This is a genomic window from Pandoraea sp. SD6-2 (assembly GCF_000389825.1).
Taxonomy (GTDB): domain Bacteria; phylum Pseudomonadota; class Gammaproteobacteria; order Burkholderiales; family Burkholderiaceae; genus Pandoraea; species Pandoraea communis.
The window spans coordinates 104,967-118,286 of sequence record NZ_KB944451.1 but is presented as its reverse complement, the minus strand read 5'-3'; the positions used below and the strand labels follow the sequence as shown (position 1 = coordinate 118,286).

The window sequence follows — 13,320 nt, the reverse complement described above, 5'->3', positions numbered from 1 at the left end:
CGGGGGGGCTGGCGGGCGGGGCGGCAGGGCGACCCGGCGGAGTGTCTGCAAAGTGACCGGCGCGAGCCGCAGGTGTTGAGATCGGCAACTCGAAGGTGGGTGTCGTCGTCATAGCGGCTCGCACGTCGCGTTGAACATGCGTGCATTGCGCCATGACTTCATGAAGGGACGATGACAGTCACGCGTGTGTCGCGAAAGTGTCTTGAGACGTCGCGGCGATGCGACACCGCCGGTCCGCCTCGTGCGCTGACGACGCCCGATTCAGACGTTGTGGCGCAGTCCTTGCGCTACGCGCTCCAGCGTTTCGAGCACCAGCGCGCGGGAACGCGGGTGCGTGCCTAGCGACACGTGTCCGAGCCGGTCCAGCGCGATGTTGCGCGCGCCGGGCAGCACCGAGGTGCGAGTGGGGTAAACAACGTTATCGTGGAGCGTGTAGATCGACGTGATGCGAGCGCGTTCCGCGTCTGTCTCACGGTCCGCGAGCGCCACGAGCCACTCGCTGCCGAGGCGCATCTGGCGAACGTTCTGGCCAATGCCGTGGCGCGCGTGCAAGGTGCCGAAATGCGGGGAGCCGAGCGTGATGGTGTGCGCGACGGGCAAGGTCGGATAGCGTTGCAGGCAGGCGCGCGCCGCGATGCCTCCCATGCTGTGGCCCACGATGACGACGGGCAGCCGCGTGCGCTCGGCAAGCGTTTGCGCGGCGTTCGCGATGCTGGCCGCGTAGTCGTCGATGCCGCCGAATATCGGTCCGAGATTGACGGCGTCGCAGTGATAGCCGGCATCCGCCAGATGGCGCGAAAAACGCAGCCAGAATGCTCGATTGCAGCCATAGCCGTGCAACAACAGTACCGCGACGGGGCGTGCCGGGCCGTTGGGAGAAGGCAGTGGGGCGGCGCTGCGCCAGGGTTGGTAGAGGTCGAGCAGCAGAATCGACGCCGCACATTCGTACGCCCATACGGCCGCATTTGTGCCGGCCGGTGTGCGCCGCTCGGGCGTCGGGTCACCGTGCGCGGCCATGATGAAGCCGGCGGCCAGGCCGGTGGCGTGCGAGACCGGCAGCCACAGGACTGTCCAGAGCACGGTTGTCCAGGGGCTGTGCCACGTGACCCAGGTCGCGATGGCGACGACGATGGACAGTGCGATCTCGATGCCGCCGTAGATCAGATGCGGGCGTGACGCGCGCTGCATAGGGCGGTTGGCCGGTGTCGGCGAATTCATTTGCCGAGCACGCTGACGAGACGCGTGCCGGCGAGCCGGTCGTGAACGAATTGGTGATCCGGTATCACGCGCATGGCCAGCGCCCAGAGCACGACCCAGCCGGCGAGCGATGCGACACTGCTCCAGCCGGTGAACCCGAGCGCCCAGTCGAGCGCCATGGCAGGCAGCACCCACAGCCATGCGAGCATGTATCGCAAGACGGCGCGGCCGGTGCGCACCGGTTGGCCCTGCGTGTCGACCAGACGTATCTTCCAGGTCTTCATCGCCAGTGTCTGGCCGCCGTGGGTCCAGAACCAGACGAAGTACGCGCCAAGCACAAGGAACAACCAGGTTTGCATTGCGTGGCGATACATCAGGCCGCTGCGCTGCTGGGTCAGGGCGCTGAAAAGGTATCCGGCGAGAAAGAGCACGCCGAAGAGCAGCAGGGATTCGTAGACCATCGAGAGCAGGCGGCGTCGCAGCGTCGGCACTGCGTAGCCGTCTGGCGCAGCACCGGCAGGCGTGCGCGGCGAAGTGGCTGCGCCGGACGAGCGAGACGGCGTGGCGGGCTGGGTGGCGGAGTCGGTCATCGCGATGTGGTCTGGGATCGTTCTGTCGGGTGCCCGGCGTCGCGCCGATGCCGTTCAATGTGTCAATGCGCCCGCGCGGCGCATCATGCGGCGGGCCTGTCGAGCCATCTGTCGCTCATTATGCGGAAGAACGTGCCGATGGGCCAGTCAGGCGCGCCTGACCCGCCAGGCTCAGGAATGCAAACGGCCGCCCGAAGGCGGCCGTGGCGGCAAGACACTGGCTGACGGCGTGGGTCAGTTGGCGTGCATCAGTTGTGGTGATAGATCTCGGAGTTGAAGACCGTTTCGCCGTTCTTGTCGCTGTTCGCGGCCCCTGTGCCGACGGCGCCGGTGCTGACACCCGCTGGCACCGATGCTGTTGTCGGCGGTGCCGGCATCGGTTGTGCGGCCGCCGGTGCGGACGCAGCCGAAGGCGCCGGGCTCGGCAACACGCCGTTCTTGGCTGCGGCGGCGTTTTCCTTGCGATGCACGGCGGCATACGGATTCTTCACGCCGGTGCGGCCCGACGGCGGCGCACTGACCACGTTGGGATGGTTGGCCTGCTTCTTGTCGTCGGCAGCAAGGCGCTTCTTCTGCTCTTCCGTGAGCTGTTGATACTGCTGCCATACCTGCGCCTTGCGCTCGGGCGGCAGGGTCTTGGCGTTCTGATAGCTCTCGCGCGCCAGTTTGCGCTGCTCGGGCGTCAGGCGCACCCAGTCGGCCATACGGTCATGCAGACGTTTGCGGCCCTCGGGCGAGAGCGTATGAAAGCGCTTGGCGATCTCGATCCACTTGTCGCGCTGACGCTCGTTCATGCGATTCCAGTCCTGCGCGAGCGGGGCAAGGGCTTCCTGCTGGCTCGGTGTGAGCTTGCTCCAGAGGCCGCCGGGCGACGGGAGTGCAGCGGCCGGGGCGCTGCCCGGCGCTACGGCGTCCGTCGTGAGACTGCCGACCGGTGCACTGGCCGGGCTGGCGGCGCCGGGAGCCGAAGTGCCGGAGATAAGTGGCGGCACGTCGGACACCGGCTCCGGAGCTTGCGAGCGGCGCAGCACGGCCGTGCCGGCGAGCGCGGCCACGATTAGCGCGGCGACCAGAAAAAGTACGTTGCGTCGCGTCACAGGTCGGTCTTGAGTGAGGGAACTACTGGGCACGCTTCAGATACGCGTTGAAACCGTGATCGGCATAGGCCGACAGCGGCAGTTCGTCGCTCAATACGGCAGCATCGATATCTGCAAGATCCTGAATGTGCTGCTGATGTTCCCAGTACGCGACACCCGCCAGACCGATCACCAGCGCGGCGAGCGGCCACAACAGGCCCAGACGGCCCAGTTTGTCGAGCGCGCGCCGCGGCCCGCCGATCTCCGGCGACTGCACGGCGCCCACACCCGCGAGCACCAGCGCCGGTTGCACAACGGCGACCGGTTCCGGCTTTTTGCGGGCGAGCGCCTCCTGGCGAGCGGCGGCCAGCCGGGCCGCAATATTCGGCGACGGCGTATCGGACGCTTCATCCAATGCACGCCGCACGCGATTTGCGAAGCGGATTTCCCTCGTTTCCAGATCGTGACTCATAACCTGATCCCTTTTACCTTCAACGCCTGCGCCAACGCGTGTGTAGCACGCGAACAGTGCGTCTTGACGCTGCCCTCCGAACACCCCATCGTGGCGGCGGTCTCGGCAACGTCCATGTCTTCCCAGTAACGCATGAGGAAGGCTTCTCGTTGACGTGTCGGTAGTTTCTGTATTTCCGTCTCGATGATCGAGAGGATTTCGGCACGCGAAACGGAATCTTCGCTGCTCTCGGTTTGCACTGACCCATCCTCGCCCAGCAAGGTTTCCAACGGGTCGAAATCATCGCGTTCGTCGTCGCCGGGGCCGGCGAGATTCGAAAATAGTGTGACCCAGGTGTTGCGCACCTTTTGCCGACGAAAATAGTCGTGGATCGTGTTCTGGAGGATGCGCGTGAACAGCAGCGGTAGGTCGGCCGGCGGCTTGTCGCCATACTTCTCGGCCAAGCGGATCATCGCATCCTGAACGATATCGAGGGCGGCCTCGTCGTCGCGAACGGCATAGACGGCCTGCTTGAAGGCGCGCCGTTCAATGCCCGCGAGAAAATCCGCCAGTTCCTTGTCAGATGCCATCCGGTGGGGTACACGCAGCGTCAACCGCTGCGCCTGTGAAATGCCGTGTAAGCGTAAAGATCACGTAAAGTTCGCGTAGTCGGAGCGGATGCTACCAAAAACGCGCTTCGCTGTAACCGCTTTTGCTTCCGGTTGTGTCACATGACGACGGCGCCGGGCTCGCCAGGTTCCTACCGTGTAAAGATTGTGCACCAGCGTGGGGCGGCTCGGCGTGCGATGTGGGAAATTCTGCGCGCCCGACTTCGTAATCATGCTGCAAATGCCTAAACTCGCTTGACCATTTTGCTGCAAACCGGTAAGGTTGCCAGTTCGCAATATCTGTGATTGTCTCAATATCGGCACGCCTATCCGGGGTGTCCATCATTCAGACGCGCAGCTTGAGCCCGAACCACAAGTTCGCGGGGAGAGCACCCGATCAAAATTTTTGCCGAAACTTTGAAAGGTCGACGATGAACATGCCAAGCGCGGAATTCTCCGAGGCGGAAGCTACACGCCACCAAAATACTTCCGAAGACATGATCGGCGCCGAGATTCTCGTGCGCTCGCTTCAGGAAGAGGGGGTCGAACATCTGTGGGGTTATCCCGGCGGTTCGGTTCTCTACATCTACGACGAACTCTACAAGCAGGACAAGATCCAGCACATTCTGGTGCGCCATGAGCAGGCAGCCGTGCATGCGGCAGACGCTTATTCGCGTTCCACCGACAAAGTCGGCGTGTGCCTCGTGACGTCTGGCCCCGGTGTGACCAATGCGGTCACCGGCATTGCCACGGCGTATATGGACTCGATCCCGCTCGTCATCATTACCGGACAGGTGCCTACGGCCGCGATCGGCCAGGACGCCTTCCAGGAATGCGACACGGTCGGCATCACGCGTCCGTGCGTCAAGCACAACTTCCTCGTGAAGGACGTGCGCGATCTCGCTTCCACCATCAAGAAAGCCTTCTACATCGCCAAGACGGGCCGTCCGGGTCCGGTGCTGGTCGATATTCCGAAGGATGTGTCCAAGGCGCGCTGCCGCTTCGAGTATCCGAAGTCGGTGTCGCTGCGCTCGTACAACCCGGTCACGAAGGGCCACTCGGGGCAGATCCGCAAGGCGATGAGCCTGCTGCTCTCAGCCAAGCGTCCCTATATTTACACCGGCGGCGGCATCATTCTGGCCGACGCATCGAAGGAACTGAACCAGTTCTGCGACCTGCTCGGCTATCCGGTGACCAACACGCTCATGGGCCTGGGCGGGTATCGTGCGAGCGATCCCAAGTTCCTCGGCATGCTGGGCATGCACGGCACGTACGAAGCCAACATGGCCATGCAGCACTGCGACGTGCTCATCGCCATCGGTGCGCGCTTCGACGACCGCGTGATCGGTAATCCGGAGCACTTTTCCGAGCGGCCGCGCAAGATCATTCACGTCGATATCGACCCGTCATCGATTTCCAAGCGTGTGAAGGTCGACATTCCGATCGTCGGCGACGTGAAGGAAGTGTTGCGCGAAATGATCGAGAATCTGCAAACGGCAGAACATGGCCCGGACACCGAGGCACTGGCTGACTGGTGGAAGCAGATCGAGGAATGGCGCTCGCGCGATTGCCTCGCGTTTGATCGCCAGAGCGAGATCATCAAGCCGCAGCATGTGGTCGAGACGTACTGGAAGCTCACCGACGGCGATGCCTTCGTGTGCTCGGACGTCGGTCAGCACCAGATGTGGGCCGCGCAATACTATCGCTTCAACAAGCCGCGCCGCTGGATCAACTCGGGCGGTCTGGGCACGATGGGCTTCGGCCTGCCGGCTGCCATGGGCGTGAAGATGGCGCATCCGGATGCCGAAGTCGCGTGTATTACTGGCGAAGGCTCGATCCAGATGTGCATTCAGGAACTCTCGACGTGCTTGCAATACCGCACGCCGATCAAGATTCTGTCGCTCAACAACCGCTATCTGGGCATGGTTCGCCAGTGGCAGCAGATCGAATACAGCAAGCGTTACTCCAGTTCGTACATGGACGCGCTGCCTGACTTCGTGAAGCTCGCCGAGGCCTACGGTCATGTGGGCATGCGCATCGAGAAGTCGTCGGACGTCGAACCGGCACTGCGAGAGGCGTTGCGCCTGAAGGATCGTACGGTATTCATGGATTTCCAAACGGATCCCACCGAAAACGTCTGGCCGATGGTCCAGGCGGGCAAGGGCATCAGCGAGATGCTGCTCGGTTCGGAAGATCTGTAAACAGAGGCGCGCGCGCCGTCAGTCGCCGCCGCTATGGCCGGCGCGGGTGCGACGTCCCCACACTAGGACAATCCGGGATACACCATGAGGCACATTATTTCTGTTTTGCTTGAGAACGAGCCGGGCGCGCTGTCGCGTGTGGTCGGGCTCTTCTCGGCTCGTGGCTACAATATTGAGACGCTCACCGTCGCGCCGACCGAAGACCGGTCGCTCTCGCGCATGACGGTGGTCACGACAGGCTCCGACGACATCATCGAGCAGATCACCAAGCACCTGAACCGGCTCATCGAAGTGGTGAAGGTGGTCGATCTGACCGAAGGGGCGCACATCGAGCGCGAGCTAATGCTCATCAAGGTTCGCGCTGTGGGCAAGGAGCGCGAAGAGATGAAGCGGATGTCGGATATTTTCCGCGGCCGCATCATTGACGTTACTGAAAAGACCTATACGATCGAACTCACCGGGAATTCGTCGAAGCTCGACGCCTTCATCGAAGGGCTCGATCGTACGGCGATTCTCGAGACGGTTCGCACCGGTGGCTCGGGCATCGGGCGCGGTGAGCGCATCCTGAAGGTCTGATCGGCAGCGGCAACGCGGTAAGCGGATTTCGATCCATTCTGATTTCAGTTATTTTTTGGTATTACGGGACAATTCCAAATGAAAGTTTTCTACGACAAAGACGCCGACCTCTCCCTCATCAAGGGTAAGCAAGTCACGATCATCGGTTACGGCTCGCAAGGCCACGCCCACGCGCTGAACCTGAAGGACAGCGGCGTGAACGTGACGGTTGGTCTGCGCAAGAACGGCGCTTCGTGGAACAAGGCTGTCAATGCCGGCCTGAACACCAAGGAAGTGGCGGAAGCCGTGAAGTCGGCCGACATCGTCATGATGCTGCTGCCGGACGAGCAGATCGCCGACGTGTACAAGAACGAAGTGCACGCCAACATCAAGGAAGGCGCTGCACTGGCCTTTGCTCACGGCTTCAACGTGCACTACGGCTGCGTGATTCCGCGTGCCGACCTCGACGTCATCATGATCGCCCCGAAGGCCCCGGGCCACACGGTGCGCTCGACGTACTCGCAAGGCGGCGGCGTGCCCCACCTGATCGCTGTGGCACAAGACAAGTCGGGCGCGGCTCGCGACATCGCGCTGTCGTACGCTGCGGCTAACGGCGGCGGCCGTGCCGGTATCATCGAAACGAACTTCCGCGAAGAAACCGAAACCGACCTGTTCGGCGAACAGGCCGTGCTGTGCGGCGGTACCGTCGAACTGATCAAGGCCGGTTTCGAAACGCTGGTCGAAGCCGGCTACGCGCCGGAAATGGCCTACTTCGAGTGCCTGCACGAACTCAAGCTGATCGTCGACCTGATCTACGAAGGCGGCATCGCCAACATGAACTACTCGATCTCGAACAACGCCGAGTATGGTGAGTACGTCACCGGCCCGCGCGTCGTGACGGAAGAGACGAAGAAGGCGATGAAGCAGTGCCTGACCGACATCCAGACCGGCGAGTATGCCAAGTCGTTCATCCTGGAAAACAAAGCTGGCGCCCCGACCCTGATCTCGCGTCGCCGTATCACGGCTGAACACCAGATCGAGCAAGTCGGCGGCAAGCTGCGCGCGATGATGCCGTGGATCGCCAAGAACAAGCTGGTCGACCAGTCGAAGAACTAAGCACGATGCCCGTATGATGCGTACGCCCAAGCGTGTCCGGGCGTACGCATCGCCGGCGGGCGGTATCGCGGGGTGAGCGCCTAGCGTGCGTCACATGCGCCAAGCGCGTCATTTCGTGAGCCGTTGCTCTGGGCCGTCCGTTTTGCCGTAGCCGTCGCTACGGCAAGGCGGGCGGCTTTTTTCATGGTGGAGCCGAATCGAATCGGCCGCGCGCCGGGGGAATTGCCGGGCACTGTGGCCTGCTTTGCCTTTGTGACGCGAACGTGTCGGTTGGGGAAAATGTGTCGCCGTGCCGCGCGCATTGCTACAATGCCGCCACGCCACGGTTTGGCCCGAAGCAGGTCGACCCGCTTACTTAACCGTTTTACCAAGGACGCGAGTTCAATCGCATGAATTATCCTCACCCGATCATTGCCCGCGAGGGCTGGCCCTTCCTGGGCATCGCCGTCGCCGTCGCGCTCGTCGTGCATTTCATGGCCGGCGTGTTTTGGGCCGCGCCGTTCTGGGTGATTGCCCTGTTTGTTCTGCAGTTTTTCCGCGATCCGCCGCGTCAGGTGCCGCAACAGGCAGGCGCCGTGCTCTCGCCGGCCGATGGCCGTATCGTGGCGATCGAAACCACGCAGGACCCCTACGCAGGTCGTGAAGCGCTGAAGATCAGCGTGTTCATGAACGTCTTCAATGTTCACTCGAATCGCGCCCCGGTTGACGGCACGGTGACCAAGGTGGAATATTTCCCCGGGCGCTTTTTTAACGCCGACCTCGACAAGGCATCGCTCGAGAACGAACGTAACGCTCTGGTGATTGACGTGGGTGGCCAGATCGTGACGAGCGTACAGGTCGCCGGGCTCATCGCGCGCCGCATCCTGTGCTACGTGAAGCCGGGCGATACGCTCTCGCGCGGTCAGCGTTATGGTTTCATCCGTTTCGGCTCACGTGTCGACGTGTACCTGCCGCTGGGCTCGCGCCCGCGTGTGGCGATCGGCGACAAGGTGTCGGCCACCTCGACGATTCTCGCCGAGCTGTAAGGCGAGCCGTACCTCGAACTTCGGCCGCGAGCCGCGGTGCGACCTCAGGTCGTGCGTCGCGGAGCCGCGGCCTGCAACTGCTTTCGCTTCTCACGTTCCAATAGCGGTGATCCGTCGCGGGTTCGCCCGCAGTCTCAGCATCGTCAAGGAGGTATAGATGCCGGAAAACCATCGCGGCCGCTTGCGCAACAACGTCAGGCATCTCTCGCCATTCGGCCGTCACAAGAATCCATCCGCAGAGCCATCGATGAACGAAGACCACGACCCGGGTGTGGAGGACGATCTGCCGGTGCGTCCGCGCAACCGCGGTATCTATCTGCTACCGAATGCTTTTACGACGGCCGCGCTGTTCTGCGGCTTCTTCGCGATCGTGCAGGCGATGAATGACCGCTTCGAGCAGGCCGCCATCGCCATCTTCTTCGCCATGGTGCTCGATGGCATGGATGGGCGCGTGGCGCGCATGACCAACACGCAGAGCGCATTCGGTGAGCAATACGATTCGCTCTCTGACATGACCTCGTTCGGCGTTGCGCCGGCGCTGGTGATGTACGAATGGATTCTGCACGAGATCGGCAAGTGGGGCTGGCTCGCGGCGTTCGTCTACGTGGCGGGTGCAGCGCTGCGGCTCGCGCGCTTCAATACGAATATCGGCGTGGTCGACAAGCGCTTCTTCCAGGGGCTGGCGAGCCCGGCTGCGGCGGCGCTCATCGCAGGCTTCGTGTGGATCACGATCGACAACAAGCTGCCGGTGAACGTCTTCTGGATGCCCTGGGTGGCATTTGGCCTGACGATCTACGCGGGCATGTCGATGGTGTCGAATGCACCGTTCTACAGCGGCAAGGCGCTCGACGTGCGCCAGCGTGTGTCGTTTGGCGTGGTACTGCTCTTCATGGTTGGCTTCATTCTGGTGTCGTCCGATCCGCCGCTGGTGCTCTTCGGGCTGTTCTGCCTGTATAGCATTTCCGGCTACGTGCTCTGGGGATTCCGCTTCCTCAAGGGCCGCCGGCAGCGCATTTTCGGTGAAGTCGACGAATAAGTGAGCGGATACAGGGGCGTCTCGGTACGCCCCTTGTCACATCTGTCTGTCAGTGTTGCCGGGAGAGTGTGCACGGCGATGCTGTAGTCTTGCGAATGCAGGCTCGACGTCCCCCCTTGGCCCGGACGTATCATGGCAAATTTGGCCGGTTCCGGCGCCATTTCCACTGTTCTACGTGACGAAGGAGAAATCATGGGCATTCTGGACTTCGTGAAAGAAGCAGGCGAAGCGCTGTTGGGCAACAAGGCGCAGGCCGCCGAGGCCCCCGCACCGGGCCCCGATGCGGACGACGCCAACCGTAAGGCTGCCGACGCCATCGAGAACTACATCAAGGCGCAGAATCTGGACGCCACCGGTCTGACGGTGACCTTCGACGGCGCGTCGCGCACGGTGACCGTATTCGGCGTGGCCGCCGATCAGGCGACCAAGGAAAAGATACTGCTGTGCTGCGGCAACGTGAAGGGCGTCGAGAAGGTGGACGACAAGATGTCGGTGTCGACGGCTTCGGCCGAGGCGACGTTCCACACCGTCGAGAAGGGCGATACGCTGTCGGCCATCTCGAAAAAGGTCTACGGCGACGCCAATAAGTACAATGCCATCTTCGAGGCCAACAAGCCAATGCTCTCCAGCCCGGACAAGATCTATCCGGGGCAGGTGTTACGCATTCCGCCGGCCTGATCCGGTGCTTGTCTCGTGATTCCGAGCCCGGCCCCGCGCCGGGCTGTTTCATGGGGGCGGCCGGTGCAGCGCCTGCGCCTGTGCACGCCCGTCTGCACGCGGCTCACGGCCCGCGCCGCGCGTTGCGAAATCACCCGATTGCGACTATATTGGCGCTCATGATTTCAGGCGTCATCCCGGCTTCGGGCCTTCCTCTCGCACCGCCAACGCTATGCCGCTATGCAGTTTGCGGCCATGCCTGCACGCGCGTCGCGCGCTGATTCCCTCCCGGTAGTTGCCCGCCCGTACGACGATCCTCTGCCTTTGTGGCTTGTGCCATGACGCAATGCCGCTGGCGCAAGGGCGTTCTTCGGCATGCGGATACGCCCCCCAAAGACATCAAGAACAAACTGAACCCCTACAAGATCCCCACAGGAGAAAGTCATGGCCGATAAGCTGATCATTTTCGATACCACCTTGCGCGACGGTGAACAGTCGCCGGGCGCGTCGATGACGCGCGATGAGAAGATTCGCATCGCCCGACAACTGGAGCGTCTGCGCGTGGATGTCATCGAAGCGGGCTTCGCCGCCAGCTCGAACGGTGACTTCGAAGCCATTCAGGCCATCGCCGGCATCGTCAAGGACAGCACGGTGTGCTCGCTCGCCCGTGCGAACGATCGTGATATTGCCCGTGCCGCCGAAGCGCTCAAGGGCGCGAATTCGTCGCGTATTCACACGTTCATCGCCACGTCGCCGCTTCACATGGAGAAGAAGCTGCGCATGAGCCCCGATCAGGTGTTCGAACAGGCGAAGCTCGCGGTGCGCTACGCCCGTCAGTTCACGGACAACATCGAATTCTCGCCGGAAGACGGAAGCCGCTCGGATCTGGATTTCCTGTGCCGCGTGCTCGAAGCCGTCATCAATGAAGGCGCGACGACCATCAACGTGGCCGATACCGTCGGCTATGGCGTGCCGGAGCTCTACGGGCAACTCGTGCGCACGCTGCGCGAGCGCGTGCCGAATTCGGACAAGGCTGTCTGGTCGGTCCACTGCCACAACGACCTCGGCATGGCCGTGGCCAATTCGCTGGCGGGGGTGAAGTTGGGCGGTGCGCGTCAGATCGAGTGCACGATCAACGGTCTTGGCGAGCGCGCCGGCAATACGTCGCTCGAAGAAGTGGTGATGGCGCTCAAGACACGTAAGGATTACTTCGGTCTGGAACTCGGCATCGATACGACGCAGATTGTGCCGGCCTCGAAACTCGTCTCGCAGATTACCGGCTTCAATGTGCAGCCGAACAAGGCGGTGGTGGGGGCGAACGCATTTGCTCACGCCTCGGGCATCCACCAGGACGGCGTGCTCAAGGCGCGCGACACCTACGAGATCATGCGCGCGGAAGATGTGGGCTGGACCGCGAACAAGATCGTGCTCGGCAAGCTCTCTGGCCGCAACGCGTTCAAGCAGCGTTTGCAGGAGCTGGGCATCGAGATGGAGTCGGAGCAGGATGTGAACGCCGCGTTCACGCGCTTCAAGGAATTGGCCGACCAGAAGTCCGAAATCTTCGATGAAGACATTCTGGCCATCGTCTCGAACGAAGCGCAGGCCGAGCGTGGCGAGCATTTCTATCTTGTGTCGATGGCACAGCACTCCGAGACGGGTGAACGCCCGAGCGCCCGCGTGGTCTTCACCGCGCAGGGCAAGGAGTTGGTCGGCGAGGCCGACGGCAACGGCCCGGTCGATGCCGTGCTCAACGCCATCGAGTCGCAGGTGCAAAGCGGTGCCGAACAACTGCTGTACTCGGTCAACGCCATTACGACCGGCACCCAATCGCAAGGCGAGGTGACGGTACGCCTGTCGAAGGCGGGTCGGATCGTGAACGGCGTCGGCACGGACCCGGATATCGTGGCGGCGTCGGCCAAGGCGTATCTGTCGGCGCTCAACAAACTGTACTCGAAGGCCGAGAAGCTCAACCCGCAGCTCACGCCGTGAGGGATGGGTTGCGGCTATCGCGTTGATGGCCGAGCTATTTGACAAAACGCCCGCATCCGGAAGTCCGGCATGCGGGCGTTTTGTTTTGCGCAGCGCCTGATGTGCGATCAGAACAAGTTGTTGTCGCGCTTCTCGTGCAGCGGGTCGGGGCTGATCTGCGTGGTTTTGACAATGCCCTCGGCGTCGAAATAGAAGTTCATCAGAGAGAACCAGACATCGTCCTGCTTGAAGCGATACGACCAGACTTCGCGTTTCATGAGCGGAAAGTACGACGTCTCGACCGGCTCGCCGAAGTGATGCAGGATGTCGGTCTTCGTCCACTTGTCGATTTCGACCTTATTGAATTCCTGCGTCGAGAGCACTTGCGTGGTGCCCAGTAGACGGCCCTGCGCATCGAAGTCCGCAGCGATGGTCTCTTCGCCGAACGGCTTGGTGGGGTAGAGCCAGCGGGTGACGCCAGGGGCGAGCGGGTAGACCTCCCTGGGCTTGCCCAGTTGGGCCTGGACTTCGGCCTGCGACGCGCTCGGTGGTAGTTGCTGCCACGGGGGCGTGAAACAGGCGGTCAGCGACAGGGTGAGTGCGCCAGCCGCGAGCCAGCGCAGGGCGGCGATGGGGCGCAGGGCGCCTGAGAGGACGGCGGATGATTTCGGGCGTGCGATGCGCGCGCGTGCCTGGGGCAAATGCTTCATGGGTGGCCTCGCGTCAGTGGAAAAAGGCCGCAGGGCGGCATGCCGATAGCATACCGCTGTGCGCCGCATCGTGGGGCGTCTCGGCTTGCCGCATGGGGGGGCGGGACGTTATGATTCGCGCCGAGACAGT

Annotated in this window: 13 protein-coding genes; 7 read left to right on the top strand and 6 right to left on the bottom strand. The window is 62.6% G+C overall.

Annotation, left to right across the window (positions count from 1 at the left end; all coding sequences use genetic code 11):
• Positions 1-261: 261 nt before the first annotated feature.
• From C266_RS15010 to C266_RS14990, 5 genes are all read right to left on the bottom strand, one after another.
• The gene (locus C266_RS15010) at positions 262-1,218 is read right to left on the bottom strand and encodes a triacylglycerol lipase (RefSeq protein WP_010806097.1); all 957 of its coding nucleotides are present in this window, start codon (positions 1,216-1,218) and stop codon (positions 262-264) included.
• Complete coding sequence (locus tag C266_RS15005; RefSeq protein ID WP_010806096.1) at positions 1,215-1,787, bottom strand: RDD family protein; 573 nt, start codon at positions 1,785-1,787, stop codon at positions 1,215-1,217. Before C266_RS15005 ends, C266_RS15010 begins: the two co-directional genes overlap by 4 nt.
• Positions 1,788-2,035: 248 nt before the next feature.
• On the bottom strand, positions 2,036-2,884 hold the full coding sequence (locus tag C266_RS15000; protein WP_010806095.1) for a DUF3106 domain-containing protein: 849 nt from the start codon (positions 2,882-2,884) through the stop codon (positions 2,036-2,038).
• A 22-nt stretch (positions 2,885-2,906) separates the two neighbouring features.
• Positions 2,907-3,335 (bottom strand): DUF3619 family protein, encoded by a 429-nt coding sequence (locus tag C266_RS14995; protein ID WP_010806094.1) that lies wholly within the window; start codon positions 3,333-3,335, stop codon positions 2,907-2,909.
• Complete coding sequence (locus C266_RS14990) at positions 3,332-3,904, bottom strand: RNA polymerase sigma factor (protein WP_010806093.1); 573 nt, start codon at positions 3,902-3,904, stop codon at positions 3,332-3,334. The genes C266_RS14995 and C266_RS14990 overlap by 4 nt, the downstream gene beginning before the upstream one ends.
• Positions 3,905-4,353: 449 nt before the next feature.
• Between C266_RS14990 and C266_RS14985 the strand changes: the two genes are divergently transcribed.
• The 7 genes from C266_RS14985 (at position 4,354) to C266_RS14955 (ending at position 12,501) form a co-directional block, all read left to right on the top strand.
• Positions 4,354-6,123: an acetolactate synthase 3 catalytic subunit gene (locus tag C266_RS14985; protein WP_010806092.1), complete on the top strand. Its 1,770-nt coding sequence runs from the start codon at positions 4,354-4,356 to the stop codon at positions 6,121-6,123.
• Positions 6,124-6,207: 84 nt separating this feature from the next.
• Complete coding sequence (gene ilvN, locus C266_RS14980) at positions 6,208-6,699, top strand: acetolactate synthase small subunit (protein WP_010806091.1); 492 nt, start codon at positions 6,208-6,210, stop codon at positions 6,697-6,699.
• A 78-nt stretch (positions 6,700-6,777) separates the two neighbouring features.
• Positions 6,778-7,794, top strand: coding sequence for a ketol-acid reductoisomerase (ilvC, locus tag C266_RS14975; protein WP_010806090.1), 1,017 nt, complete (start codon positions 6,778-6,780; stop codon positions 7,792-7,794).
• A 389-nt stretch (positions 7,795-8,183) separates the two neighbouring features.
• Complete coding sequence (locus C266_RS14970; RefSeq protein ID WP_010806089.1) at positions 8,184-8,819, top strand: phosphatidylserine decarboxylase; 636 nt, start codon at positions 8,184-8,186, stop codon at positions 8,817-8,819.
• Between the two features lie 157 nt (positions 8,820-8,976).
• Positions 8,977-9,855 carry a phosphatidylcholine/phosphatidylserine synthase gene (locus C266_RS14965; RefSeq protein WP_010806088.1) on the top strand — a complete coding sequence of 293 codons (879 nt, stop codon included), beginning with the start codon at positions 8,977-8,979 and terminating at the stop codon, positions 9,853-9,855.
• Positions 9,856-10,047: 192 nt separating this feature from the next.
• The gene (gene lysM / locus C266_RS14960) at positions 10,048-10,533 is read left to right on the top strand and encodes a peptidoglycan-binding protein LysM (protein WP_010806087.1); all 486 of its coding nucleotides are present in this window, start codon (positions 10,048-10,050) and stop codon (positions 10,531-10,533) included.
• A gap of 423 nt (positions 10,534-10,956) precedes the next feature.
• A complete protein-coding gene (locus C266_RS14955) occupies positions 10,957-12,501 on the top strand; it encodes a 2-isopropylmalate synthase (RefSeq protein WP_010806086.1) in 1,545 nt (514 codons plus the stop codon).
• 107 nt (positions 12,502-12,608) lie between these two features.
• On the opposite strand, the gene C266_RS14950 is transcribed toward C266_RS14955, so the two are convergent.
• Positions 12,609-13,112: a hypothetical protein gene (locus C266_RS14950; protein WP_036663201.1), complete on the bottom strand. Its 504-nt coding sequence runs from the start codon at positions 13,110-13,112 to the stop codon at positions 12,609-12,611.
• Positions 13,113-13,320: the final 208 nt, after the last annotated feature.